Source organism: Phaeobacter inhibens DSM 16374 (assembly GCF_000473105.1).
Classification (GTDB): Bacteria; Pseudomonadota; Alphaproteobacteria; order Rhodobacterales; family Rhodobacteraceae; genus Phaeobacter; species Phaeobacter inhibens.
This window is the reverse complement of the sequence record NZ_AXBB01000005.1, coordinates 22,016-46,294: the sequence shown is the minus strand read 5'-3', so window position 1 is coordinate 46,294 and position 24,279 is coordinate 22,016. Positions and strand designations below refer to the sequence as shown.

The following is a 24,279-nucleotide window of genomic DNA, read 5'->3' as shown; positions in this document are numbered from 1 at the left end:
ACGGATATTCTATGACGCATTCAGACTTCGCGATCGCATCGGACCAGGTTCTGGAGCGTCAGTTGGGCGCGCATTGCCTCGCAGAAACCACCCTACTGGACTGCGTTGTCCTCCCTCAAAAAACCGGTTTTCTGGCCAGACTGTTTTTCAAATCTGGCACTCGGTTTGAGGACATCTCAACACCGGGTGCAACTGTTTCACCAAATCAGAGCGGAAACGCCGCTGCGATCTTGGAGACTCCCATAGCAAACCCTGCTGATCCGGTAGTGCTTAAGATACAGGGTCAATCATTCAGTCTCACCGCGGAACCCGCGGAAACCAGCTTGTTTGCCGGTCTCGATGTGCTGCTTGCGATCCGCAATGGCGAAAGCCCGGAAACAGCTGCGAGTTGGATGCAATATCATGTAACGCAGCATGGAATGCAGGCTGCTGTCATTATCGACCAAGCCCCCCCCACTGAAAGTCGCCTTTTCATCAGAGAGTTGCGCAATTTAGCGCAGACCATCGAAGGGCTAGTCCAAGTAGTCGTGATACATTCTGAAATCCCACTGGGTCAGAAAGGGCTGCCTGCAGAAGCACACCCTGTGAACGTTCAGGGCGCCCCTAAAAGAGATTGGCCAGAGCCGCCTCCCATAGACCCATGGAGAGCACCTCTGGGTGAGTTTCTGATCTATGAAATCATCAGGGAACGGTTCTTGAGCGACGCTCGCGCCGTCGCAAACATAGATCTATGTGACCTGTTGGCCGGGCAATCGGAGCTGAATATCTTCGACCGTGCGGTGCAGGCAAGCGACAAATATATCCGCTTACTTGGAACGCAAACCTATCCGTGGCGCGTCCGCCGGAACCAAGATGCCTCATTCGCTGATCACATCTGCACCCCGTTTGATAGCAATATCCACCATCCACGTTGGTGCATCGCACCCGGCGGCTACAACGACAGCCATATCTGGCACCAAAGCCAGATTATAGGAGCCATAGCCGAACCGACCCAACCGTCAAATTTCTTTCGGAGCATGGTTCTGCGCCATCCAACACAGAAAATATCACATCTGGTTGCCAAGGGTAGTTTGCTGGAGTCGCCGGAATTGCTGGCACTGTCCCAGAAACACCTTGGCGGGAACCCGGTGCGTATGCCTGAAAAGAAGCGCCTACCACACCCAAGCGCAGGAACGCGGACATCCGTGGTCACGGCCATGAAAAACGAGGGGCCTTTCATTCTGGAATGGCTGGCCTACCACCGGGTCATCGGGGTTGATGATTTTCTCATCTACACAAACGACTGCACGGATGGCACCGATGCGCTCCTGAAGGTTTTGCAGGACAAGGAGATTGTCCAGCATCGAGACAACCCCTTCCGCGGCACCGACACAACACCACAGCACGCAGCACTTCAGGCGGCTCAACAGGAACCCCTTATTCAAAACGCTGATTGGATCGTCTGTATGGATGTTGATGAGTTCATCAACATCAAATGCGGCAACGGACACCTCAGCGATCTGTATGCGGCGACGCAAGGCGCCAATATGGTCGCCATGACGTGGCGCCTGTTCGGCAACAATGGCGTGTCGGAGTTCTCAGGTGAGCTGGTCACGCGAGAATTCACACGATGCGCCTACGAAATCACGCGCAGACCTCACCAGGCATGGGGCTTCAAAACACTGTTCCGAAATGATGGCGTCTTCAAAAAGCTGGGCGTACACCGGCCCAAGGGGCTGCGACCACACCTCTGGAGGGATATTCATTGGGTGAACGGATCCGGGCACGCTATGCCGCAGAAGATGTTCCGCAGCGGCTGGCGCTCGACCATTGAAACCTATGGATACGATCTGGTGCAACTCAATCACTATGCCGTGCGCAGTGCTGAGAGTTTTCTGGTCAAACGGGACCGTGGCCGCGTGAACCACACAGAACGAGATCAAGGCCTACCCTACTGGTTTCGAATGAATAACAATTCTGAGGAAGAGCGCTCCATTCAACGCCTGATCCCCGAACTGGAGGCGGAAATGGCGCGGCTGTTGGATGACCCGGACATAGCTGCTGCACATGATTATACCTGTCAGCGGCATCGTCAGCAGATTGACGAGCTCAAAAAGCGCAACGATATGAGAACGCTATACCAGGAAATTACAGGAGACAGGCTACGCAGGCTTTCCCGAATGCATGCGCATTTTTGCACCAATGTATTTCTAAGCGGTCCGGATGTGATCCCTGATGAACTCACCCAACAGGATCCCGCAGGCGACTTCTTCTTTACGGTCCCGCGCATTGAATCCAAAACCTAAGAGGCAAGGTTACAAATCCTACTGAGCGGCAGATTTCTCTTGGTATCACATCCCCAGTGTAGAAACCTACGCTTGCTCTCAGCAAACCGATGAAGAGCCGACCAAAGGATTCACATCTTGCAATTTGTTATATTATAAAATAATAAACCTTGCAGAGAAGGAGCCCTGATATGAGAAAACGCGCTGCTGCTCGGCAACTGGATGTACTGACCGTGCTGAAAGCATGTGACAAACCGATGACCGCGTATCAAATTCTTGAGCAACTTCAGACGACTGAACCGAACATCGCGCCACCGACGGTCTATCGCACGCTTTCCGCGCTGACCGATCAGGGACGCGCTCACCGTCTTGAATCAATCAATGCCTTCGTGCCCTGCCGTTGCAGCCACGCCGAGAGCGTGCCCGTCTTGGCGATCTGTGACGACTGCGGCACCGTTGACGAACATGACGGTAGCGAGCTGCTACCGAAACTCACGGCCCTGACCGGCCAGAACGCCTTTCACGCCGTGCGGCATATCGTCGAAATCCACGGGTTGTGCGGTGCATGTGCTGCCTGATCGACTGTTAACATATTGGATATTGGTCATGAAACGAACGCTCTCATTGTTTGCTATCATCGCCGCTCTGCCTGCATTGGCAGAGGGCACGCGCGAACTTGATGCCCATGAACATGGCGTTGGGACGCTAAACATTGCGATCGAAACCACAACGGTCGCAATGGAGTTCAAAGCCCCGGGGGCAGACATTGTCGGGTTTGAATACGCCGCAAAAAGTGAGACAGATATTTCCGCAGTTAATGCAGCGATTGCCACACTCAATACACCGTTGCAGTTGTTCGTTGTCCCGGACTCAGCGCTCTGCAGCATAGTGGATGCACATGCAGCGCTTGCAGGCGAGGAGGAACATGAAGAGCACGCTGACGAACACGCGCATGAGGCGCACACCGATGAACAGCACACGCATGATCATGGGCATGAGGATCATGAAAAACATGATGGCGCCGAACATGAGGAACATGGACACGAAGAGCATAATGGTGACCATCATGACGGTCACGCTGAGCATCCTGCCCACTCCGAGTTTTATGCAAACTACCTGCTAGACTGTGAAAACCCTGAGGCATTGAGTGAAATGAAATTTGCCTATTTCAGCGCCTTCCCGCAGGCGCAGCGTGTTGATGTACAAGTGATCAAATCAACTGGTGCGCGCGCCTATCAGGTTGACCGCAACGCGCCGGTCTTAAATCTGGAGCCCTGACTGCAAGTGCTTAATGCAACCCTCGAAATCAACGACCTGGCCTATCGCTGGCCGGGCCGTGACGGGTTCTCGCTGACGGTCCCGCATCTTACTGTGGCAGCAGGCGAGACCGTGCTGTTACTCGGCGAAAGCGGCTCAGGAAAATCCACTCTTTTGTCGTTGATCTGCGGTACAGTCCTGCCGGACCGCGGAGAGATCTCCATCGCAGGTAAAACTATCTCCGCCTTAAACAATGGCGCGCGTGATACGTTCAGAGCAGATCATATTGGGGTTATCTTTCAACAGTTTAACCTGTTGCCATTTGGATCGGTGATCGACAATATTCTGCTCCCGCTCCGTTTTGCGCCGTCACGGCGGCAGCGTGTGAGTGACGCAATCGCGGAAGCATCGCGATTATGTTCGGCACTCAATTTGCCAGAGGGTGTTATCAGCGCCAAGGCCCGGACCCTAAGCGTGGGTCAACAGCAACGTGTTGCAGTGGCCCGAGCGTTGATTGGCACCCCCCCGTTGATCATCGCCGATGAGCCTACCTCAGCACTTGATAGCGGCGTTCAGAACGCTTTCTTAGACTTACTTTTTACTCAGACAGCATCGCACGGCTCCTCGCTGCTGATGGTCAGCCATGACTCACGGCTCAGCGCATGTTTTGACCGCGTGATCCATATAGAAGATATCGCTCAAGTGAAAAGGGCGATGACATGATACTGCGCCTCGCAATTGCTTCCCTCTTCGCAAGGGCGTTGACCGTCGGCATGACGGTCCTTGCCATAGCATTGTCCGTCGCTCTGTTTCTTGGTGTTGAGAAAATACGGACCGGCGCCAAAGCGAGCTTTGCCGATACGATTTCCGGCACAGATCTAATTGTCGGCGCCCGGTCTGGGTCTGTACAGTTGCTGCTCTACTCTGTTTTTCGCATTGGCAATGCGACCAACAACGTCACTTGGGAGAGCTACCAAGACATCGCAAAACGACCCGATGTTGACTGGATAGTGCCGATTTCACTGGGCGACAGCCATCATCAGTTTCGCGTCATGGGAACAACCACAGCATTCTTCGATCACTATAAATACCGCCAGGGCCGGCCCCTGAAGATGGCGGATGGCGCCCCGATGGAGGATCTCTTTGATACCGTGATTGGTGCCGATGTTGCTGGCACGTTGGGCTATCATGTTGGGGACCCTATTATTGTAGCGCACGGGCTTGCGTCCTTTGCCAAGCACAAGGACCAACCTTTCCGCGTGTCCGGCATACTGGAGAAAACCGGCACGCCAGTCGATCGCACAGTCATCGTGAGTATGAAGGCAATCGAGGCAATTCATGTGGATTGGCAAAGTGGCGCGCAAATTCCCGGCCAATCAACGCCAGTAGACGTCATCCGCGAGATGGAGCTGACGCCCAAGGCGATAACCGCAGCTCTCATCGGCGTTGAAAGCCCATTGCAAACCTTCGCGTTGCAACGCGCCATCAATGAATATCGCGAAGAGCCCCTGCTGGCGATTTTGCCAGGCGTTGCGCTGCAGGAACTGTGGAGCATTGTCGGCATCGCGGAAACCGCTTTACTCACAGTGTCCGCGATGGTGGTGGTCACCGCTTTGATTGGAATGATGGCGACAATTTTCTCCAGCCTCAACGAACGGCGCCGCGAAATGGCAATCTTCCGTGCAATGGGCGCCCGGCCCCGGACCATTCTCAGCTTGCTGGTGCTGGAAGCAATGATGATGGCCACCGTTGGCGCGCTGCTTGGGCTGGTGTTGTTATATATCGGCTTGTTCGTGGCCCAACCTATCCTGGACAGCACTTTCGGCTTATGGATACCGATTGATACACCAACGCTGCGTGAGTTCTGGGTCCTTTTGGCTGTGATCTGCGCTGGCGTGATTGTGAGCCTCATACCCGCCATGCGAGCCTACAGAATGTCTGTCGCTGATGGTATGGTCGTAAAAACGTGATGCTCTGACTGAATGAGGTGAATGCATATGTTGAACCGCAGAACAGTCATGATGGGGTTGGCTGGATCCGTCGCCGCGCCGCATATGGCTTTTGGTGCGACGCCCCGCGAAATCATGTGGGAGGATTTGATCCCCCCGGGGGTTCCCTACTCGGAAATTACTGGTGAGGGCGATTTGGACCTGGAAAATGACACATGGTCTCCAGTTTATGACGCCAATGCCACAAAACTGAACGAAGCGCTAAACGGTGCGTTCATCAAGATGCCTGGCTTCATTATTCCCTTTGAAATCAGCTCCGACGGAGTGACCGATTTCATGTTGGTTCCCTACGTCGGTGCCTGTATCCACACCCCGCCACCGCCTGCAAACCAACTGGTTATGGTGAGCACCCAGACGCCGTGGCCGGGCGATATGCTCTGGGATCCAGTTTGGGTAACAGGGACCATGCGAACGCAATTGCAGTCGACCAAACTTGGTCAAACCGGCTATTCCATCTCCGCCAATGAGATGGAGGTTTATGTCTGGTAGACTGCGTTTTCTCGACCCAGTTAATAGATGGCCAAAACTGACGATGACGTTTTCCCTCAGAGTTCGCGTTTTTAAGTGATCTCTGTTCAGGGTTTGGCCCTCTCCTGACCGTGGTTATATTCCCGCGGGGTGAACCCGTCGAAGCTCGAATGCGGGCGCTGGTGATTGTAGTCGTCGCACGGGGCGCGGGTCAGGTTTTGGCCATCGCGCAAGCGCGCGAACAGATGTTCGTCCAGGCACTCAGCCTTGGGCTGGAAAAGCCCCTCGGCCTTCGAGGCTCAGGCCGCATAAATGAGAACCCGGAGCGTCACTAGAGCGTGACACGTCCAGAAAACCTATGATCTGCTTTTCGCTGAAATGGCTTTTTTCCATCGTCTGCCTCCTCAGCCGGAGAACAGGCTAACCTCAAAGAGAAGACATTTCAGAAGAGCACGTCGGTAACGGCAGCAGCTTTTCCAATCCAGTGGCGTTCATACGGACATAGGTCCAGACGGAGTTGAAGCTTATCTAGTTGTTCTGACTTTGATCCGAACCGGTGCTGGCTATGCCCCGCAAGCTGGCGGCATTTTTCAGCGTCTGCGCCGTAACGCCCAGCTCGCAGGGATCGGAAAGCAACGTTCGGTGCCCATCCAGCATGGGCTGGAAAACACCCCAGCTATTGCGGAAGGAGTTTCCTACCGCGCTGGAAACGCGAGACAATTCCTGAATATCAACGGTTTCTAGGTTCTTTGCGATAGCCACCAATCGGCCCCTTCAGGCAACATCGACAGCTGATCCGGCGCTAGGCTGATCTTGCCGTCTTTCGCAGAGAGTCAGATGAACCGGCCCCGTTCCAGCCGCTTAGAGAACAAGCAAGCCCCATGGCTATCCCTTCAGCGGATCTCCGCGCCGTTCGAGAAAAACATGCAGGTACCCGCAGAACGGATTTTCAGCCAGAACTTTCCTCGCCAAACCCCTTACACATGTCCGCGACCTCAACCGCCAGCCAGACCTTTGTGTTTGGCGGAATCGGGATCACTCCGAAAGGTTCAGGGTCAATGCGGCGACTGCATCGGGCTCAATCCCGCCGTGCACCTTCAGGCGATGGCCGTTGACAAGCTTCACCTCAGTCTGCGCCTCGGCATCCAGCGAGACCGAAGCACGTTCAGCGTCCAGAACTTCGACCGGTAGGAAGCAGGTGACGGGTTCTACTTCGGCCTCGGTCGCAAATTGCGGTTACTTCAGCCGATTGAAAACTTGGTTGGCATTCACATCTTAGCGCCAGGCAAACTGCGCAGAAAACCAATATCCGGAACAGGGCTGCACCGCCGGGATGGCGGTGCAGGTTTTCTTACTCCTGAGCTGCGCTTGCAGGGTCGCGTAGCCGGTCACGCAGCTTATGTAATGTTACCACCGCGCTGCTGTCTTCCAAGTTGATACCGCCGGTATCCGCCGCAAGTTTTCTGAGTTCGTCATAGAACTTCACCATTGCAGCCAGGGTCTGCACAACCAGATCAAAGTCCTGCAGAGACTGTCGTTCTTCTCGTGTGGGAGGTGTCCCGCGTTCGAAGATCGTCAACACAGTATCCTCAAGCACCTGCACTTGTTCCTGCAGCCGCTTCATCTCAGCGCGCGACACATCGCAAAGGTCACTGATCGTGTGGCCTTTCGGCGGTGGTGTCGATTGCATGTTCATAGGCGGCCAACCACTTGTTCAATAGCTTGCTTCATCGTGGCAACGGTGAAAGGTTTGCGAATGATGTTGTTCATTGCAAGACGGCGGCCAACCTCAACGATTTCGGGAGTTGGCTTGCCTGTTACCAGGATGAAGCCCACGCGTTGCGTCACACGATGTTCACGCAGGGCCTTCAGAAGGCCCAGCCCATCCATGCCTGGCATGTTATAGTCAGACAGCACCAGGTGCACCGGATTGGCGACGAGCTTCTGAAATGCCGATTGCCCGTTATTTTCAACCATATAGTTGCTGACGCCAAGCTCATCCAGACATTGTGTCAGGATGCCTCGACTGGTGGACATATCATCAACGACCATCACGCGCAGAGAGTCTTTCAAGCTCATTTTTAGTTCCTCATTTTCTCTTATTGTGCCGGACTGCTCAGGTGTTCCCACCGGCAGGAGAGTTCAGGTAAGTGGTGATGCCGACGGTCTGCAGCGCCGATGCCGCAGGCCCCGACATGCGTTCCGAATGGCCGATAAACAGATAGCCGCCGGGGTTCAGACTGCGTTGGAACGCATGCCAAACTTTCTGTTGCGTCGGAGTGTCGAAATAGATTGCGACGTTCCGGCAAAAAATCGCATCGAACTTGCCCTTGAACGGGAAAGGTTCAATCAGATTGAGTACCCCAAATGTCAGCAATGCGCGCAGGTCGTCGCGGATTGCCCCATCCTGGCCTTCGATCTTGTAATACCCGCTATATTTCTGCGGGATTTGCGACAGTTCATCAGCGGAATACCGGGCGGAGGATGCCTTGCGGACAACCACCGGATCGATATCCGTGCCAAGGATTTTCACGTCCAGCTTCTCAACATCCGGACAGAGCTCTTTCAACACCATCGCGATGGTATAAGGCTCCTGCCCGTTAGAACATCCTGCAGACCAGATGCGCACCCGATCTCCGCGACGCGCTTTCTCCAGTAACGGCGGCAGGACATCATCGCGCAACGTGTCGAAATGATGCGGTTCTCGAAAGAACTGCGTCACGTTTGTGGTCAGCAGAGACAGCAGTTCGCTGCGTTCCGCATCCGCATTGGGACCGTTCAATTCCTTCAGATAGGATTTGAAATCGGTGTAATTCAGCTTGCGCAACCGCCGCGCCAAGCGTGAAGAAACCAGCGGCTTCTTGCTGCTCGACATAGCCAGCCCAAAGTGCTTGTGCGCAAAATCGGCGATGGCTTCAAAATCCTGATCCGACAGGGTAAAACCATCCGCACGAGTATCGATGGGATTAGCAATAGTCACGAGATCACCTGTTCCGGTACAGTGATGACAGCATCCAGATTGATGATCCGCACCATCGTTTCATCGTGCGAGATAATCCCTTGGATGTAATCCATCGTGTTGCGGCTATCGACCGGTGGAGTGTCCTGAATGTCATCAGGATTGATCGAAATGATCTCGGAGACAGACTCGGCCAGCAGGCCAACGGGCTTGCCATGCACAGAGACGACGATCACGACGTTTCGCTCGCTCGCCTCTGTCTGCTGCAGTCCGAAACGTGCTGACAGGTCATAGATCGGGATCACCGCGCCGCGCAGGTTCATGACCCCCAGCACATCCGCAGGTGCATGAGGCAGGATCGTTACCGGAGACCAGCGCCGGATTTCACGGATCTGGGTGATTTTCAAACAGAACGCCTGGCCAGCAACGGTGAAACTGACAAATTCGCTGTGCTGGGCGTGTTTGATTTCCGAGTCGTCATATTTGGCTTCAGCTTGCGATTGCATTGCTTATTCTCCGCTCTGTGTCGAAAGCGGCTGCAGAAGGCGAAGCCGCAAGAATACTTTCGGGGTCAAGGATCATGGCAATCTTGCCGTCACCAAGAATGGTTGCGGCCGCGACGCCAGGAATGTTTCCACATACGCCATCAAGGCTCTTGATGACGACCTGACGTTGGTCATGGATGTCATCCACAGCCAAAGCACTGCGCTGACCGGTTTCTGTCTCGACCAGAAGATAGACCCCAGGTGGCTGATCCTGATCAGCCTTGGACAGTCCAAGCGCGCCGCCGACGTCGCAGACAGGAACAAAATTCCCCCTGATCGACAGTAGCGTGCCATCGGCGCCCAGGTTGTTGACCATATCATCGCTGCCGCGCATCGTCTCGACAATCGAAGTGATCGGGACAACCATGGTCTGATCCGCTACGGACACAACCATCCCGTCCATCACAGCAAGCGTCAGTGGTAGGATAATGGTGAAGACTGAGCCCTTACCCGGCGTGGAGGCAATATTGATCCGCCCCCCCAAGGCTGTGACTGCGTTCTTCACCACATCCATTCCGACACCGCGCCCGGACAGATTTGAGATCTCCTTTGCCGTGGAAAAACCCGGCAGGAACAACAAGTTGTCGATCTCGCTATCGCTAAGGTCCGCATTCTCGGGAATGAGGCCCTTGTCGATGGCAATCTGTTTCACACGCGGCCGATTAACACCGGCACCATCATCCTTGATCTCGATACAGACACTGCCGGAGCGATGAGACGCCGATAGCCGGATTTCACCGCTCTTGGTCTTGCCCGCCGCTTCGCGGTCCTCGGGCTTTTCGATACCATGATCGACTGCGTTGCGCAGGATGTGGGTCAACGGATCAGACAGTCGTTCAATGACGGTCTTATCAACTTCGGTACCCTCACCCTCGGTGATCAGCTTGGCAGTTTTGCCTGTCGCTGAGGAGGCTTCCCGCACGATCCGCGCCATCCGCTGAAACAGCGGTTTAACGGGTTGTGCGCGGATGGACATGACACCTTCCTGGATATCACGGGCCAGATTTTTAAAGCCCTCCAGTTCAGTTTCCACATCCCGCAGGTCTGCGACATCGAGGTTGGCAATCTGCTGTGCCAGCATCGAATGGTTGATGATCAATTCGCCAACGGCGTTGATCAACCGGTCGACCCGTTCCAGATCGACCCGCAGCGTCGGGTTTGGCCCACGCTGCTCGGATTTCGCGGCCTCAGCTTTTGGCGCCGCCGCTTTGGCGGCCACCGGGGCTTCCACGGCCTCCGGCTCTGGAGCTGAGACCGGCGGTTCAAAAGGGGCAGTCACCTGATCACCACCTTCCTCTGGAGCGGCACCAAATGCAGCCTCCAGCGCAGCCAGCGCATTGGCATCGTCCTCTTCATCCATATCGGAGTCGATGGACAACTCACACAGTCCTTCCACGAACTCGAAAACCGACTCAATTGCCGACTTCGGCTCTGTCGTGGTGAGCGTCAGCGCCCAGATCAGATAGCTTTCGTCAGTATCCAGTGCATCAAAACCGGGTAGCTCACTCTCGTCCAGTGTCACCTCAAGCGTGCCAAGATCGGCCAGTGTCTGGAACAGGAAGTAAGGTTCGTTACCGGTGCCGTACATGTCCTTCAATGGGTGGAAACGAATGGTATAGACCCGCTCCTGTTCCACTTCGATCGGCGCCATTTCAAAGGCACCGCCCAAACCCATCGGCTGGAATACGACCTCTTCTTCTTCCTCGTCGATATACTCCTCAAGAGCAGAGACCAGCACATCGTTATGTGCCTCATCAACGCTGCCACCATCGCGGGAGGTCGCCACAAGATCAGACAGGTGATCGCTACAACGCAGCAACAGCTGAATAAGCTTGGTGTCAAGTTGCAGCCGGTTGGCACGCACCTCGTCAAAGACGGTTTCAAATTTATGGGCAAACGCGACCAGCTCGTCCAAGCCGAAAGCACCTGCGCCCCCTTTGATCGAGTGAACCGCCCGGAAGACAGCATTGACCACCTCAGGGTCGTGATCGCCTCCTTCGATAGCGGTCAAACCCTCATCCATTGCTTCGAGGAGTTCTTCGCACTCCTCAAAGAATGTGTCCTGTATCGACCCCGCCATCTTAGGCCGCGGCTCCAGTAACGCGCTTCAGCGCGAAAATCAGAGAGGCGTCGTCAAACGGTTTGGTGATCCATCCTGTAGCGCCAGCACCACGGGCGCGGGCCTTCAACTCGGGCGCACTCTCGGTGGTCAGCACCAAAATCGGCACTTTCGAGTTGATGCCATCACCGCGCAGCTCTTCGATAACACCAAAGCCGTCCAGATTCGGCATATTGATGTCGGTGATCACCACATCCGGAGCCACATCCGCATACATGTCCACACCCTCGCGGCCGTCAACGGCGCAATGGTATTCAAAACCGGCCTCTTCAAGAGCGGCGGCCAGGAGATTCCGGATGGTGCGGGAATCGTCGATTGCCAGAACTTTCGTCTTCATGCTGTTTCCTCGTCTTCAAATCGGTTGGGCTCGAGCCCCAAAAGAGTGAGCGATTTCCGGCACCCTTCAGTGATCTTGGCGACTGAGAAACCCAGCCCCTCTGACCGCCATTGTTGTTCTGCACTCAGCAGAAGCTGCAGGCAGCGTGACGGTATGACCGCCACATTGCTGCAATCAATCTCCACTGCCTGAGTGCGCGCCCCGCGCAAGAATGCAATCAGCGGATCCAGATCCGAGAAGGCATTGGGCAGGTCCAAGATGTGTTTTTGCGTTTCCGTCGTCATGGTCAGCGATTCGCACCCCCGTATTCGGCGACAGGTTTCAAGTCGATACGGTAGGAGTAGACGGCGGGCCTTAATATTTGATTGCCGGACCCGCCGCCGGGAGCCCTGAATCGGCATGGAATTAGCAGTAAAAACCAGCCGGAATTTCGCTAAATTTTACCTGCGGGCTGACGGTCACTTTTCTGGACCGCCCCGCTTTGCCAAAACAACAGCACTCACGCGCGGTGATATATTTATACGGACTCACACTGGTGTTCCGTTATGGCGTTTTACCGAGAAATTGCCGTGAAAAACCAACCTCACGTAAGGTCGAAATTAACTCCTAGCGGGCATCAAAGGGAAAAGGAGAGGGCTATCACCCGCTTCTTGTGCCTGTGAATGGAGTATCCGATGAAAATTATTCCCAACCTGCGTCTTGCGTATAAGCTGCCCCTCTTCATCGTAGGGTTCAGCGTGCTGGTAACCGCGATCTTTGTGACGATCAGCTCGCTCGCATTTCAGCGAAATGCAATTGCACATGCTGAGGAACAATTTCATGCCATGACCGAGGACCGCAGTATGGCGCTGAAAGCGCTTGTTGAGGGAATTCGTGCTGACGCATCAACCCTGGCGGCGATCCCGTCAACGGCGACCGCGCTTGAATGGTTCACCATGACCTGGGAAGGGATCGAGGGTGATCCGCAGAAAACACTGCGAAACGCCTATATCGACGCAAACCCCAACGCGGTCGGTGAAAAACACCTGTTGAACCGGGGCATTGGGGATTCTCCCTATCATATGCACCACGCCCGCTTTCACCCTTCACTGACGGCCGTTCTTCAGAACAAGGGATATTACGACGTTTTCCTGATCAACGCCGCGGGTGATGTGGTCTATTCGGTCACCAAGGAGGCTGACTACGCCTCGAACCTGGTCAATGGTGCCTATGCCGAATCAGGGCTTGGCAAGGCGTTCAGGTCAGCCATCGACATGTCCGCGGGTGACGTCGTCTTTGCCGACCTCGAATCTTACGCTCCGAGCAACGGCGCCGCCGCTGCATTTGTCGCAAGCCCGGTTTTTGACGCTGCTGGCGATTTGCAGGGGGTCATCGCCCTGCAAGTGCCTGTGGACATGCTGACCAAAATCGTCAATCCGGTGACCGACATGAATGAGACACTGGACGTGTTCATCGTTGGTCAGGATTTGAAGGTGCGCACCAACTCGCGTCATGATGACGTGCACCAGGTGTTGGAACAGCTGCCGGAAACAGAACAGATTTCGGCAGCTCTCGCTGGTGAAAGCGGCTTTTACGCCGATACGGTGGCTTCACACGGCACTCCGGTTGTCGCCTATTCCGAACCTGTCGACATGCCGCAGGTCAATTGGGCAATTGTTGCAGAACAGGACCGCGCGGAGCTGTTTGCGCCGGTTGTACGAGAACGCAATATTCTGCTGCTGATTTCTTTGGTGTGTGCAGCGGTTATGTCGCTTGTTGGCTGGCTCTTTGCACGCTCAATTACCCAGCCAATCAACCGTATTTGCAACCGCATCGAGGAGGTCGCATCCGGAAATCTGGACTCAGATATTCCTGAAGCGGGCCGCAATGATGAAATTGGTGATATCGGCAAGCAACTGATCAGCCTGCAAGATGATCTTAAACAGGCACGCTCCGCTGAACTTGATCGTTCAGAACTGCAACAACAACAAGAGGTTGTCGTCGAACAGCTGAGCTCAGGCCTGGTGCGTCTTGCCTCCGGAGATTTCTCCCAGCCCATTTCCGATCCGTTCCCTTCGCATCATGAAAAACTGCGCGAGAATTTCAACCGCACCTCTGAAACACTCAGCTCCACGGTCACTCAGGTGATTGACACAGCCGAGAGCATCCGCAGTGGGGCAAATGAAATCAGCCAGGCGTCTGACGATCTGTCGAACCGCACCGAAAGCCAGGCCGCCACGCTGGAGGAGACCGCCGCCGCTCTGGATGAGATGACGGCAAGCGTGAAATCCGCCGCCGAAGGGGCGCGCAGCGTCGAAAGCATCATGCAGGAGGCCAAACAGGAGGCCGAAACCAGCGGCGAAGTGGTCCAGAGCGCGGTCTCTGCCATGACCGAGATCGAACAATCCTCGACCCATATCTCTCAGATCATCAGTGTGATTGATGACATTGCCTTTCAGACCAACCTTCTGGCGCTCAACGCCGGGGTGGAAGCCGCACGCGCTGGCGAGGCGGGCAAGGGCTTTGCCGTGGTCGCCAGTGAGGTGCGGGCGCTGGCGCAGCGCTCCTCGGATGCCGCGATGGAGATCAAGACACTGATCGGCGACAGCACCAAACAGGTGGAGCGTGGCGTGGATCTGGTTGGAAAAACTGGTGATGCGCTTCAGGGCATTGTCGAACGGGTCAGTCATATCTCGCAACTGGTGTCCGGCATTGCGACCGGGGCCAGCGAACAGTCCACTGGCCTGCATGAGATCAACACCGGCGTGACCCAGCTGGATCAGGTCACCCAGCAGAATGCCGCCATGGTTGAAGAGGCCACCGCCGCCGGTCACATGTTGAACGCTGATGCCAGCAAGCTGGCGGAGCTGGTCGCCCATTTCCGTGTCGCAGCAGGCGGCGGGCAGGCCCCGGCCCGTAAACCCGCAGTGTCCACAGCGCCAACCCGGAGGGCGGTTGCCACGCAGGAGGCCACACCGGCCGCCCCCAGTGCCCATGGCGATGATTGGGACCTTGAGGCTGTCACACCACAGCCAGCCCCCGCAGCAGCCAGCACCAGCGGCAATGCCGCCAAGGACATCTGGCAGGATTTCTGATCCCGCCAAACGCCCCCAACCCCAAGCCAGGGTTGGGGGCCCGTACATCTGAAACACTTCGGCCTTTGTCCGAACGCAACAAGCGGAATGAGCATTGTCACAGAGCCTATTGATCATCACCACGGACCGGCGTTTTGCGCAGACCCTACAACAACATATGGAGGCCACCTACCCTGGCCTTCAGGTGCTTTTGGCCAACAATCTGATGATGGCCTACAATCAGGCGGAGGCGGGTCAGCCCACTTTTGCCTTCGTCGAGGATGGGTTCACCAAACTGCCCGAGTTCGAAATGATGCTGGCTCTTTTCTCAGCGCTTGATATCAGGTGGGTGTCTGTAATGGACAACCAGGGGTCAACGCCAGCGCGCAACTCCTCGCCATTGCTGGACGTCGGGGCTGGCATCTTCGAGCTGACGAAATCCGACAACCCCCGCGATTTTGCGCGCTATTTCGACATGATGGTCAAGGCGCCGCGCCGGGATCAGGCCTCGCCTTTGCAAAAACAAACCGCTGGCGGCACAGCAGGCCCCGGCAGTGACAAGATTATCTTGATCGGCTCCTCCACCGGCGGTGTGGAAGCCCTGCGTAGTGTGCTGGTCGGATTTCCGCTGAACTGTCCGCCAACCCTGATCGTTCAACACACTGGCAAGAATTTTGGCCGCGGGTTGGTTTCTCTTCTGGATCGCATTTGCCCAGCTAAGGTATTGACTGCCGACGACAATATGACGCTGTCGCCTGGCCATGTCTACGTCGCGGCCGGCCAGCCACGCCACATGGGTATGACCCCCCGAAAGCCGTATCGTACGCGGTTTAAGGAAGGTCCCCCAATCTCAGGTCATATGCCGTCGGTCGATGCACTTTTTATGTCTGCCGTGCCCATCGCAAAAAGCGTTGTTGCCACAATCTTAACCGGTATGGGGCAAGATGGGGCGCAAGGGCTGCTGGAGCTTCGCAAGGCCGGGGCAAAGACCTTTGCGCAGGACGAGAAAAGCAGTGTCGTCTACGGGATGCCACGCGTTGCTTGGGAAATGGGCGCCGCACAGCAACAGGTCTCGCTTGCGCGAATGGCCGGAACACTGATTCAGGCTTGCAAGACCTGACATATAACTGGGAAGGAAATCACCTTGAGCGTATTTGCTAACTCTACCACGGTGACCGTTCTACAAGGCGAGTATCGCGTATCGACATCCCCGACCGTGGTGTTCTCCACCGTGCTCGGCTCCTGCATTGCCGCGTGCATCTACGATGACCAAGTTGGTGTCGGCGGTATGAACCACTTTCTTCTGGCCTCCTCAACCGCCAGCGATAGTGTGAATGCGCGCTACGGTATCCATGCGATGGAACTGCTGATCAACGGGATCATGAAAAAAGGGGCGCGCCGCGAAAATCTGAAAGCCAAGGTTTTCGGCGGGGCCAAAATGTCGGCAAATCTCTCCGACATCGGCGCCTCAAATGCCGACTTCGTCCAGCGGTTCCTGCGGGACGAAAGCATCGCGGTGGTGTCATCCAGCGTTGGTGGCACTTCGGCAAGGCGGGTGCGTTTCCATGCGGTTTCGGGGGCTGCGCAGCAAACGCAGGTCAAAGATGACAGGCGTCTGGGCGAGCAGGAGCGTGTTGCTGCACGGCCGACTCCGGCGGCCAAACCCGCAGCAGATGTTGGTGCGGTCACGCTGTTCTAGGCGCGCTAGCAACGGGAACTCTGTCTGAAACCCGGGCGCAGATATGACGTCAGAATTTTTGCAAGGGTCCGACACCGTCGGGCCCTTTTTGCGATGCAGGCGTCAGGGCAGAACCGCCGAGTTGCACCTTGCAGCCTGTTCACATGAGCCGTTATCATCCCGATTACTTGTGACGACAGGACGTAACGTGCAGAGCCAACACCAGCCGGATCGCCTCATAGGTCCAGAACCGCGGAGCAGCCGACGTCTCGCACGCCTCGCGATGGTTCTGGCCTTGCTTTGGCCAGGATCCGCGTTCAGCGACCGCCTTACTGTTTTTGGTGCGGCAAGCCTCAAGACCGCGCTGGAGCAGATCGCTGAGGCCTATGAAGCCAAGAATGGCACAACCGTTGATCTGTCTCTGGCCGGATCTTCCCTGCTGGCCCGGCAGCTGCAATATGGCGCACCAGCCGATGTTTTCATCTCTGCCAACGCCGCCTGGATGGATTGGGCGCAGTCGCGAAACCTGATTGCAGCCGAGACACGCATTGATCTCCTCGGCAATTCCCTCGTCCTGATCACACCAACCGTAGCACCACCAGCTGTGCCCTCCCTCTCTCTGCAAAATACATCCGCGCTGCTGACCCAGGTACAGGATCGCCCGCTGGCAATGGCCCTGGTGGAGGCCGTCCCGGCCGGGATTTATGGCAAGTCTGCGTTGCAACATCTGGGTCTGTGGGATCAATTGCAGCCACATGTTGCACAAACCGACAATGTACGCGCTGCGCTTGCGCTGGTCGCCCGCGGCGCCGCTGGTCTGGGTGTGGTCTACGGGTCCGATGTGATCGGCACCCCCGCTGTTACCGTTGTTGATCGGTTCCCGCAAGACAGCCACACACCAATAACCTACCCCGCCGCCGCGACCCATGACGGGCAGAAGGCCATTGATTTCCTGAACTTTCTCAGCAGTCCGATTGCGAAAGAGATCTTTGTCGGGCAAGGTTTCACCGTGCTAGTGGAGTGACCCCTCAGAATGCAGTGGCTTGGCCCCGAAGAATGGCAGGCGGTGGCCCTGTCCCTGAAGGTATCGTTCTGGGCAACCCTTCTGTCGCTGCCGCTGGCGCTGTTGGTGGCGCTGGCGCTGGCGCGTGGGCAGTTTCGGGGCAAAGCACTGCTAAACGGAGTGGTTCATCTGCCATTGATTCTGCCACCCGTGGTCACCGGCTACATTCTGTTGATCCTCTTCAGCGGCCCCAGTCCGATTGGTAGTGCTCTGAGCGCGGTCGGCATCGTCTTTGCCTTTCGCTGGACCGGCGCGGCCCTCGCTGCTGCGATCATGGGTTTTCCATTGATGGTGCGCGCCATACGTCTTTCGCTGGAGGCGGTAGACCCCAAGCTGGAACAGGCTGCCGCGACACTGGGTGCCTCGCGGATCTGGGTGTTCGTGACCATCACCCTGCCTCTGATCCTCCCCGGTGTTCTGGCCGGAGCCGTCCTTGGCTTCGCCAAGGCAATGGGTGAGTTCGGCGCAACCATCACCTTTGTCTCCAACATTCCGGGCCAGACGCGGACGCTGCCTTCGGCAATCTACGCCTTTCTGCAGGTGCCCGGTGGTGAAACAGCGGCATTTCGACTGGTGATTATCTCCGTTGCCCTTGCCATGGCCGCGCTGCTGGCGTCGGAATGGCTGGCACGCCGTGTTGCGGACCGGGTCCGGGGGGCGACATGTTAGACGTCAGGCTGACGCATCAGCTGGGGCAGCTGGCCTTGGATGTCGATTTTTCTGCCCCTGCGGGGGTGACCGTTTTGTTCGGCCGTTCCGGGGCCGGGAAAACCACTGTCGTGAACGCTGTGGCAGGTCTGTTGCAGCCACAGACAGGCAAAATCTGCCACGGGAGCCGCGTTGTTCTGGATACAGAAGCCGGGATAGATACCCCCCCGCACCGTCGTCGCATTGGCTACATCTTTCAGGATGCACGGCTTTTTCCCCATATGAGTGTTTCGAAAAACCTTTTGTATGGCCAGAGATTTAAGACCCGAAATCGCGAGGTGACGACATTTGACACCGTGGTCGAGATGCTCGGATTGGGGGCATTGCTGAACCGCCATCCAGCCAATCTCTCGGGTGGTGAAAAACAGCGTGTCGCAATTGGCCGCGCCCTGTTGTCGGCACCGGATATGATCCTGGCGGACGAACCGCTGGCCGCCCTGGACGAGACCCGGAAGGCCGAAATTCTTCCCTATCTGGAACGGCTGCGCGACGAAATCACGCTCCCCATTCTCTATGTCACGCATTCAGTTGCCGAGGTCGCCCGGCTGGCAACCACTGTGGTTGTCCTGCAAGACGGGCGCTGTATCCGCAGCGGCCCCGCCGATCTGGTGCTGGCCGACCCGACCATCATGCCGACTGGCGTGCGTGCTGCGGGCGCTATTCTGCAAGCTACAGTACAGCAGCACCACGCAGATGGGCTGAGCGAGTTGAATGCCGGTGGTCTTGCCCTGTTCCTTCCTCGCGTGCCCCATCCGCCGGGCCATGCCGTGCGTGTCCGCATCTCCGCCCATGAGGTGATCCTGTCACGCCAGCGACCCGTCGGCCTGTCTGCATTGAACATTCTGCCGGGCCGCGTCACCGCGCTGCGTAGCGGCGACGGGCCAGGTATCATGATCTCTTTGCAGACCTCAGCAGGAGCCTTGCTGGCACGTGTCACCCGGCGATCTGCCGTCGCGCTGGATCTGGCCATCGGCACCGAATGCCATGCGATTGTGAAATCCGTATCGATCGCGCCAGAAGATGTGGGCGGAACCCGCACAGGCTAAGCCGCCCATCCCGTATCCCGCTGGAAACCACCACCAAACTGCTGATTTTTCTCGGCAACCGCGCGTCCCTGCGATATGCCAAAATCAATCATCAGACGGATCGCAGCACCACCTGCCTTGATGCGAACCAGCAAATTACGGAGGGGCATATGCGGCAACACCAGATTTTGAGACGATATGCTCCCTGCACAGAGGATGGTGGACATGACGCCTGACCGAAACCGCAGCCTCTGGCAGGCAACCTGTCGAGAGAACCTCGATGCTGCTGCCTTGCACGATGATGTCTCGGCAGATTTGGTTGTTGTCGGCGGTGGGTACACCGGATGTTCGGCGGCTTTGCGCGCGGCAGAGTTGGGGGCTGATGTTCGCTTGCTGGAGGCGGAGACCTTTGGTGCGGGCGGGTCCGGGCGGAATGTCGGATTGGTTAATGCCGGGCTGTGGTTGCCCCCCAAGAAGATCAACTCCGTCCTCGGAGAGGTCAACGGCACCCGGCTGTCCACCCTCCTTGCGGCCGCGCCCGCGGCGGTTTTTGAACTGATCAAGACCCATCAGATCGACTGCGAACCGATACAGACTGGCACGCTGCATTGCGCCCATGCGCGCTCGGGACTGAAAGATCTGCGAAAGCGGCACCAACAGCTGACGGCCATAGGCGCCCCGGTCACGCTCCTGTCTCGCGGCGATGCCATCGCGCGCGTTGGCAGCGATGCCGTCTATGGCGCCCTGTTCGACCCTCGCGCCGGAACCATTCAGCCGCTGGCCTACGCCATCGGACTGGCCCGCGCCGCGGCTTCGCAAGGCGCTAGGCTGCATGCAAGCTCACCCGTTGTCGGTCTTACACGCGAAACAGATGGCTGGCGGGTCAGCACACCCGGAGGCACAGTCCGCGCCCGTCACCTGATCATGGCAACAAACGCCTACCCGCTGCCCATCACGGGATATACCGCCCCGGCCACCATCCCGGTCAGCTATTTTCAGGCCGCAACCGCGCCGCTTCCAGCCGGTCTCGCGGGGCGGATCCTGCCGCAGGCAGAAGGCTGCTGGGACACAGGCCTGATCATGTCGTCCTGGCGACGCGACCGGGCCGGGCGGTTGATCATCGGGGGCATGGGTGACTTGTCCCACCCGGCGCGCAGCGTTCATACAAACTGGCTCCGGCGAAAGCTGGCAGTCATGTTCCCTGCCCTCGCAGATCACCCGTTTGAGGCAGAGTGGGCCGGCAAGATCGCGATGACAACCGAGCACATCCCAAAAATTATTGATTTGGGTCAGGGATTTGCCTGTTTTGGATACTCAGGACGCGGTATCGGCCCCGGTACGGTTTTCGGCCGACGCATGGCCGAGGCCCTGATGCATGGAGACAGATCGCTACTGCCCATTCCAGTAAGCGACGACCACAGGTTGCCCTTTGCCGGCGTGCGTGGCACCTACTATGAGACCGGCGCCACGCTGGTTCATCTACTGGCGGGACGGGTCGGCCAGACGCCGACCCCCACCGATCAATAGCAGCCCGCGATCGCGTCGCCGACTGAGGCCAGCAACTGCGGATAGAACTGTGGCCCCGGCTCCAGCTTGACGCCGAGCGGATCGACAATCGCTGTGCCCGCATCGGTCCCATCCAAAACCGTTGCAACGAGACCGGAGTTGAACTGCGGCTCGGACAGGACACAACGCACCTTCATCTCCTGAACGGTTGCGCGGATCTCTGCGATCCGGGCCGGGCTGGGATCCGATGCATCACTCAGCGAAATAGCCCCCGCAGCCTGGATCCCGAACCCGGTTTCAAAATACTGATACGCATCGTGGAAAACGACAAACGGTTTGCCCGCCACAGCGTCCAGTTTGGTTGCAATTTCGGCAGCCGCTGTTGCAATCTCGGCCTGCCCCTCCGCCGCGTTGCGCATGTAGAGCGGGGCATTCTCTGGATCGATAGCCGCCAAGGCCTCCGCAATGACCTGCAGCCAGGCGCTGCCATTTTCCGCCATCAGCCACGCGTGGGGATCAAGACTGCCGGCCTCGTGACTGTGCCCATGCTCATCTGCATGCGCCGTTTCGGTGCCGTGATCCGCATCATGACCGCTTGCGTGCTCATCATCGTGATGGGCGTCATGATGCTCTTCATCATGCCCGTCGTGATGATCATCACCGTGTTCCTCATCATGCCCGTCATCGTGGCCGCCGCCATGATCGTCGTCATGCCCCTGCCCGAACTGAACGGTCTCTCGGACCATCAGTTGCTGTGTCGCCTCGGCATCAAGCAGCGCAATCACCTTCGCATCGGACGCAAGCGTCGCAATAGGACCTTCCAGCCACGGTGTCAGTCTCGGGCCAACCCAAAAAACAAGATCCGCCTGATCCAGAGCCCGCGCTTCCGAAGGGCGCATCGAATGGCTGTGCGGTGACGCGCCGGGCGGCACCACCAGGTCAGGCATGCCAACCCCCTGCATCACACGCGATACGAGGCCATGGACCGGGGTAATGTCGGCAGCAACTGCTGGCACCTCGGCGAAGGCAGCCGTCGCTACGGTCCAGACTGTTGCGGCAGTTGCTAAAAAGCGGATATGTCCCATGATGGCCTCATGTAATTGTATAACATTACGGCGGTTGATAAACGTCATAACATAACATATCAACCCCGAAAGAGATCGCCCAACGGAGCCTCAGATGGACCCCATCGGATTTCACGCGCACGACCACAGTCACTGTATCAGCGATGGGATCGCCGTTGCTGATGCACATTGTCGTGCGAACGGCCTACAATTCACGCCTGTGCGGCGCCGGGTTCTGGAAATCCTGTTGCAGGCCCATCGCGCCATGGGCGCTTATGATCTGCTGGACATTCTGCGCGGCGAAGGCCTGGGATCGCAGCCCCCGATTGCCTATCGGGCGCTGGATTTTCTGGTGAAAAACGGCTTCGCTCATAAGATTGAACGGCTGAACGCCTTTGTGGCCTGTAGCCACCCCGGTGATGATCACGCCCCGGTCTTCATGATCTGCCGCACCTGCAATGCGGTTGCGGAGGCACCGTCCCAAACATCCAACGGTCGCCTTGGGGCCGCCGCGCGCGAAGCGGGGTTCCTGATTGAACGCACAGTGATGGAGGCAGAAGGCCTCTGCCCCAAATGTCAGGTGGACGACACGCCATGAGCCTGGTCAAACTTACCGGTGTCAGCGTAAGGCACAACGCCAACCCCGTGCTACACAATGTCAATTTTGCAATTGACCGCGGAGAAATCGTTACCATCGTTGGCCCCAATGGCTCGGGGAAATCAACCTTTCTGCGGACGATTATTGGCGCATTGCGGCCAACGCTTGGTACCGTGTCCCGGGCGCAGGGGCTGCGCATCGGCTATGTTCCGCAAAAGCTGCATATTGACCCGACTCTCCCGCTCAACGTCCGCCGGTTTCTGAGCCTGCCGCATTCGGTATCTGATGCCGCTGCGCAAAATGCGCTGGAGCAAGCCGGAGCCGGACAGTTGATGAACCGCCAGATGACCAGATTATCAGGGGGCCAGTTCCAGCGTGTTCTGCTGGCCCGCGCGCTGCTCTGCAATCCTCAGCTGCTGATTCTGGATGAGGCCACACAGGGGCTGGATCAGCCCGGGTCTGCCGCTTTCTATCAGCAAATCGAACAACTGCGCCGCGACCTCGGCTGTGCCATCTTAATGGTCAGTCATGAGTTGCATGTTGTTATGGCCGCCTCCGACCGCGTGATTTGCCTCAACGGTCACATTTGTTGCGAAGGCGCCCCCGAACATGTGGCCTCAGCCCCAGAATATCGTGCCCTTTTCGGAAATGGGACGCAGGGGGCTCTGGCTCTCTATCGACACGAGCACAACCATTCGCACGATCACCGCTGCGGTCACGACCACGCGCATGACCCGCAAAACGTAAGTGCCGAAATGACCGGACCCCACTGATGATGATTTTGGACAGCTTTCTGATCCGCGCTGCGCTTGCGGGCGTCGGCGTCGCGATTGCCGCGGCCCCCCTCGGGTGTTTCGTGGTCTGGCGGCGGATGGCCTATTTCGGCGACGCAACTGCACATGCGTCAATCCTGGGGATCGCACTGGCCCTCAGTTTCGATACGTCAATTTTTGTCGGTGTCCTCGCGATGGCGCTGATCATGGCGACGGTCGTCTCAACACTCAGCGGCAGAGGCTACGCAGTCGACACGCTTCTGGGCGTGCTGGCGCATTCCTCTCTCGCCTTCGGCCTCGTGGCAGTGTCCTTTCTTCAAGGCGTGCGACTTGACCTGATGGCCTATCTCTTTGGCGATATCCTCGCGGTAAACGCCAACGATCTCATGGTGATCTGGGGCGGCGCTCTCTTGGTTGTAGGTCTACTCTGGTGGCGATGGTCGGCGCTCCTGACCGCGACACTGAATCCTGACCTTGCACATGCGGCGGGGATTGATCCCCGACGTGAACAGCTGGTCCTCACCTTGGCGCTGGCGGTTGTAGTGGCTGTTGCGATCAAGGTCGTCGGAGTGTTGCTGATTGCCGCCCTGCTGATCATCCCAGCCGCAACCGCACGGCCGTTTGCCGCAACACCGGAGCGCATGACCATCATCGCAGCGGTCACCGGCGCGATCTCAGCGCTGGGAGGTTTGCAGCTGGCCTTCATGTTCGACACGCCGACCGGTCCAACAATTGTCTGTCTTGCAGCCTGTCTTTTCGCCCTGTCGAGCCTTAAGCAGCTGCTGAGCAAGACCTGACCCAAGACCGGCACATAGCAAAATCACATTCCGATGGCTGGTAAAGATATCAAAGC

26 protein-coding genes and 1 pseudogene are annotated in these 24,279 nt (G+C 57.2%); 16 read left to right on the top strand and 11 right to left on the bottom strand.

Annotation, left to right across the window (positions count from 1 at the left end; all coding sequences use genetic code 11):
• The first annotated feature begins 11 nt into the window (after window positions 1-11).
• From INHI_RS0101705 to INHI_RS0101680, 6 genes are all read left to right on the top strand, one after another.
• A complete protein-coding gene (locus tag INHI_RS0101705) occupies window positions 12-2,285 on the top strand; it encodes a glycosyltransferase family 2 protein (RefSeq protein ID WP_254656811.1) in 2,274 nt (757 codons plus the stop codon).
• A gap of 170 nt (window positions 2,286-2,455) precedes the next feature.
• Window positions 2,456-2,842, top strand: a complete 387-nt coding sequence (locus tag INHI_RS0101700) for a Fur family transcriptional regulator (protein ID WP_014881788.1) — start codon at window positions 2,456-2,458, stop codon at window positions 2,840-2,842.
• A 28-nt stretch (window positions 2,843-2,870) separates the two neighbouring features.
• Window positions 2,871-3,542, top strand: coding sequence for a zinc uptake protein ZrgA (gene zrgA, locus INHI_RS0101695; RefSeq protein WP_027246487.1), 672 nt, complete (start codon window positions 2,871-2,873; stop codon window positions 3,540-3,542).
• 6 nt (window positions 3,543-3,548) lie between these two features.
• Window positions 3,549-4,244, top strand: coding sequence for an ABC transporter ATP-binding protein (locus INHI_RS0101690; protein WP_027246486.1), 696 nt, complete (start codon window positions 3,549-3,551; stop codon window positions 4,242-4,244).
• Window positions 4,241-5,491 carry an ABC transporter permease gene (locus tag INHI_RS0101685; RefSeq protein WP_014881791.1) on the top strand — a complete coding sequence of 417 codons (1,251 nt, stop codon included), beginning with the start codon at window positions 4,241-4,243 and terminating at the stop codon, window positions 5,489-5,491. Before INHI_RS0101690 ends, INHI_RS0101685 begins: the two co-directional genes overlap by 4 nt.
• A gap of 27 nt (window positions 5,492-5,518) precedes the next feature.
• Window positions 5,519-6,019: a DUF3299 domain-containing protein gene (locus INHI_RS0101680; protein ID WP_014881792.1), complete on the top strand. Its 501-nt coding sequence runs from the start codon at window positions 5,519-5,521 to the stop codon at window positions 6,017-6,019.
• A gap of 72 nt (window positions 6,020-6,091) precedes the next feature.
• Here INHI_RS0101680 and INHI_RS20800 read toward each other — a convergent pair.
• From INHI_RS20800 to INHI_RS0101630, 9 genes and pseudogenes are all read right to left on the bottom strand, one after another.
• Window positions 6,092-6,267: pseudogene (locus INHI_RS20800) on the bottom strand (integrase core domain-containing protein); the annotation flags it as partial.
• 259 nt (window positions 6,268-6,526) lie between these two features.
• On the bottom strand, window positions 6,527-6,760 hold the full coding sequence (locus tag INHI_RS20795) for a hypothetical protein (RefSeq protein ID WP_254656810.1): 234 nt from the start codon (window positions 6,758-6,760) through the stop codon (window positions 6,527-6,529).
• Between the two features lie 589 nt (window positions 6,761-7,349).
• Entirely contained in the window at window positions 7,350-7,694 is a 345-nt protein-coding gene (locus INHI_RS0101660; protein WP_014881834.1) for a DUF8776 family protein, read from the bottom strand.
• On the bottom strand, window positions 7,691-8,077 hold the full coding sequence (locus INHI_RS0101655) for a response regulator (protein ID WP_014881835.1): 387 nt from the start codon (window positions 8,075-8,077) through the stop codon (window positions 7,691-7,693). The genes INHI_RS0101660 and INHI_RS0101655 overlap by 4 nt, the downstream gene beginning before the upstream one ends.
• A gap of 37 nt (window positions 8,078-8,114) precedes the next feature.
• Window positions 8,115-8,978 carry a CheR family methyltransferase gene (locus INHI_RS0101650; protein ID WP_014881836.1) on the bottom strand — a complete coding sequence of 288 codons (864 nt, stop codon included), beginning with the start codon at window positions 8,976-8,978 and terminating at the stop codon, window positions 8,115-8,117.
• The gene (locus INHI_RS0101645) at window positions 8,975-9,463 is read right to left on the bottom strand and encodes a chemotaxis protein CheW (RefSeq protein ID WP_014881837.1); all 489 of its coding nucleotides are present in this window, start codon (window positions 9,461-9,463) and stop codon (window positions 8,975-8,977) included. Before INHI_RS0101645 ends, INHI_RS0101650 begins: the two co-directional genes overlap by 4 nt.
• Complete coding sequence (locus tag INHI_RS0101640; RefSeq protein ID WP_014889357.1) at window positions 9,447-11,582, bottom strand: chemotaxis protein CheA; 2,136 nt, start codon at window positions 11,580-11,582, stop codon at window positions 9,447-9,449. Before INHI_RS0101640 ends, INHI_RS0101645 begins: the two co-directional genes overlap by 17 nt.
• A 1-nt stretch (window position 11,583) precedes the next feature.
• Complete coding sequence (locus tag INHI_RS0101635) at window positions 11,584-11,958, bottom strand: response regulator (protein WP_014881839.1); 375 nt, start codon at window positions 11,956-11,958, stop codon at window positions 11,584-11,586.
• The gene (locus INHI_RS0101630) at window positions 11,955-12,242 is read right to left on the bottom strand and encodes an STAS domain-containing protein (protein WP_027246484.1); all 288 of its coding nucleotides are present in this window, start codon (window positions 12,240-12,242) and stop codon (window positions 11,955-11,957) included. Before INHI_RS0101630 ends, INHI_RS0101635 begins: the two co-directional genes overlap by 4 nt.
• 390 nt (window positions 12,243-12,632) lie before the next feature.
• Here INHI_RS0101630 and INHI_RS0101625 point away from each other — a divergent pair, with 390 nt between their 5' ends.
• The 6 genes from INHI_RS0101625 (at window position 12,633) to modC (ending at window position 19,506) form a co-directional block, all read left to right on the top strand.
• A complete protein-coding gene (locus INHI_RS0101625; protein WP_027246483.1) occupies window positions 12,633-15,032 on the top strand; it encodes a methyl-accepting chemotaxis protein in 2,400 nt (799 codons plus the stop codon).
• A 157-nt stretch (window positions 15,033-15,189) separates the two neighbouring features.
• A complete protein-coding gene (locus tag INHI_RS0101620) occupies window positions 15,190-16,131 on the top strand; it encodes a CheB methylesterase domain-containing protein (protein ID WP_044042014.1) in 942 nt (313 codons plus the stop codon).
• Window positions 16,132-16,155: 24 nt separating this feature from the next.
• Window positions 16,156-16,710, top strand: a complete 555-nt coding sequence (locus INHI_RS0101615) for a chemotaxis protein CheD (protein ID WP_014881843.1) — start codon at window positions 16,156-16,158, stop codon at window positions 16,708-16,710.
• Window positions 16,711-16,897: 187 nt separating this feature from the next.
• Window positions 16,898-17,713, top strand: a complete 816-nt coding sequence (gene modA / locus INHI_RS0101610; protein WP_014881844.1) for a molybdate ABC transporter substrate-binding protein — start codon at window positions 16,898-16,900, stop codon at window positions 17,711-17,713.
• A 9-nt stretch (window positions 17,714-17,722) separates the two neighbouring features.
• Window positions 17,723-18,421: a molybdate ABC transporter permease subunit gene (gene modB / locus INHI_RS0101605; RefSeq protein WP_027246482.1), complete on the top strand. Its 699-nt coding sequence runs from the start codon at window positions 17,723-17,725 to the stop codon at window positions 18,419-18,421.
• Complete coding sequence (gene modC, locus INHI_RS0101600) at window positions 18,415-19,506, top strand: molybdenum ABC transporter ATP-binding protein (RefSeq protein ID WP_027246481.1); 1,092 nt, start codon at window positions 18,415-18,417, stop codon at window positions 19,504-19,506. The genes modB and modC overlap by 7 nt, the downstream gene beginning before the upstream one ends.
• On the opposite strand, the gene INHI_RS21010 is transcribed toward modC, so the two are convergent.
• Entirely contained in the window at window positions 19,503-19,712 is a 210-nt protein-coding gene (locus INHI_RS21010; protein WP_155805540.1) for a hypothetical protein, read from the bottom strand. The genes modC and INHI_RS21010 overlap by 4 nt on opposite strands.
• On the opposite strand from INHI_RS21010, the gene INHI_RS0101590 reads away from it, so the two are divergent.
• Window positions 19,711-21,012 (top strand): NAD(P)/FAD-dependent oxidoreductase, encoded by a 1,302-nt coding sequence (locus tag INHI_RS0101590; protein ID WP_027246480.1) that lies wholly within the window; start codon window positions 19,711-19,713, stop codon window positions 21,010-21,012. The genes INHI_RS21010 and INHI_RS0101590 overlap by 2 nt on opposite strands.
• Here INHI_RS0101590 and INHI_RS20165 read toward each other — a convergent pair.
• Window positions 21,006-22,076, bottom strand: coding sequence for a zinc ABC transporter substrate-binding protein (locus tag INHI_RS20165; protein WP_036766766.1), 1,071 nt, complete (start codon window positions 22,074-22,076; stop codon window positions 21,006-21,008). The genes INHI_RS0101590 and INHI_RS20165 overlap by 7 nt on opposite strands.
• Before the next feature lie 94 nt (window positions 22,077-22,170).
• Between INHI_RS20165 and INHI_RS0101570 the strand changes: the two genes are divergently transcribed.
• From INHI_RS0101570 to INHI_RS0101560, 3 genes are read left to right on the top strand one after another with little or no spacing between them, the layout of a single operon-like run.
• Complete coding sequence (locus tag INHI_RS0101570) at window positions 22,171-22,653, top strand: Fur family transcriptional regulator (RefSeq protein ID WP_014881849.1); 483 nt, start codon at window positions 22,171-22,173, stop codon at window positions 22,651-22,653.
• Window positions 22,650-23,426, top strand: a complete 777-nt coding sequence (locus INHI_RS0101565) for an ATP-binding cassette domain-containing protein (protein ID WP_027246477.1) — start codon at window positions 22,650-22,652, stop codon at window positions 23,424-23,426. The genes INHI_RS0101570 and INHI_RS0101565 overlap by 4 nt, the downstream gene beginning before the upstream one ends.
• On the top strand, window positions 23,426-24,223 hold the full coding sequence (locus tag INHI_RS0101560; protein ID WP_014881851.1) for an iron chelate uptake ABC transporter family permease subunit: 798 nt from the start codon (window positions 23,426-23,428) through the stop codon (window positions 24,221-24,223). Before INHI_RS0101565 ends, INHI_RS0101560 begins: the two co-directional genes overlap by 1 nt.
• Window positions 24,224-24,279: the final 56 nt, after the last annotated feature.

Excerpts from the sequence above, each read along its gene's own strand:
- INHI_RS0101705 (WP_254656811.1), top strand. The coding sequence starts at position 12 with ATGACGCATTCAGACTTCGCGATCGCATCGGACCAGGTTCTGGAGCGT.
- INHI_RS0101700 (WP_014881788.1), top strand. The coding sequence starts at position 2,456 with ATGAGAAAACGCGCTGCTGCTCGGCAACTGGATGTACTGACCGTGCTG.
- zrgA (WP_027246487.1), top strand. The coding sequence starts at position 2,871 with ATGAAACGAACGCTCTCATTGTTTGCTATCATCGCCGCTCTGCCTGCA.
- INHI_RS0101685 (WP_014881791.1), top strand. The coding sequence starts at position 4,241 with ATGATACTGCGCCTCGCAATTGCTTCCCTCTTCGCAAGGGCGTTGACC.
- INHI_RS0101680 (WP_014881792.1), top strand. The coding sequence starts at position 5,519 with ATGTTGAACCGCAGAACAGTCATGATGGGGTTGGCTGGATCCGTCGCC.
- INHI_RS0101660 (WP_014881834.1), bottom strand. The coding sequence starts at position 7,694 with ATGAACATGCAATCGACACCACCGCCGAAAGGCCACACGATCAGTGAC.
- INHI_RS0101655 (WP_014881835.1), bottom strand. The coding sequence starts at position 8,077 with ATGAGCTTGAAAGACTCTCTGCGCGTGATGGTCGTTGATGATATGTCC.
- INHI_RS0101645 (WP_014881837.1), bottom strand. The coding sequence starts at position 9,463 with ATGCAATCGCAAGCTGAAGCCAAATATGACGACTCGGAAATCAAACAC.
- INHI_RS0101640 (WP_014889357.1), bottom strand. The coding sequence starts at position 11,582 with ATGGCGGGGTCGATACAGGACACATTCTTTGAGGAGTGCGAAGAACTC.
- INHI_RS0101635 (WP_014881839.1), bottom strand. The coding sequence starts at position 11,958 with ATGAAGACGAAAGTTCTGGCAATCGACGATTCCCGCACCATCCGGAAT.
- INHI_RS0101630 (WP_027246484.1), bottom strand. The coding sequence starts at position 12,242 with ATGACGACGGAAACGCAAAAACACATCTTGGACCTGCCCAATGCCTTC.
- INHI_RS0101625 (WP_027246483.1), top strand. The coding sequence starts at position 12,633 with ATGAAAATTATTCCCAACCTGCGTCTTGCGTATAAGCTGCCCCTCTTC.
- INHI_RS0101620 (WP_044042014.1), top strand. The coding sequence starts at position 15,190 with ATGGAGGCCACCTACCCTGGCCTTCAGGTGCTTTTGGCCAACAATCTG.
- modB (WP_027246482.1), top strand. The coding sequence starts at position 17,723 with ATGCAGTGGCTTGGCCCCGAAGAATGGCAGGCGGTGGCCCTGTCCCTG.
- modC (WP_027246481.1), top strand. The coding sequence starts at position 18,415 with ATGTTAGACGTCAGGCTGACGCATCAGCTGGGGCAGCTGGCCTTGGAT.
- INHI_RS0101590 (WP_027246480.1), top strand. The coding sequence starts at position 19,711 with ATGACGCCTGACCGAAACCGCAGCCTCTGGCAGGCAACCTGTCGAGAG.
- INHI_RS21010 (WP_155805540.1), bottom strand. The coding sequence starts at position 19,712 with ATGTCCACCATCCTCTGTGCAGGGAGCATATCGTCTCAAAATCTGGTG.
- INHI_RS20165 (WP_036766766.1), bottom strand. The coding sequence starts at position 22,076 with ATGGGACATATCCGCTTTTTAGCAACTGCCGCAACAGTCTGGACCGTA.
- INHI_RS0101570 (WP_014881849.1), top strand. The coding sequence starts at position 22,171 with ATGGACCCCATCGGATTTCACGCGCACGACCACAGTCACTGTATCAGC.
- INHI_RS0101565 (WP_027246477.1), top strand. The coding sequence starts at position 22,650 with ATGAGCCTGGTCAAACTTACCGGTGTCAGCGTAAGGCACAACGCCAAC.
- INHI_RS0101560 (WP_014881851.1), top strand. The coding sequence starts at position 23,426 with ATGATGATTTTGGACAGCTTTCTGATCCGCGCTGCGCTTGCGGGCGTC.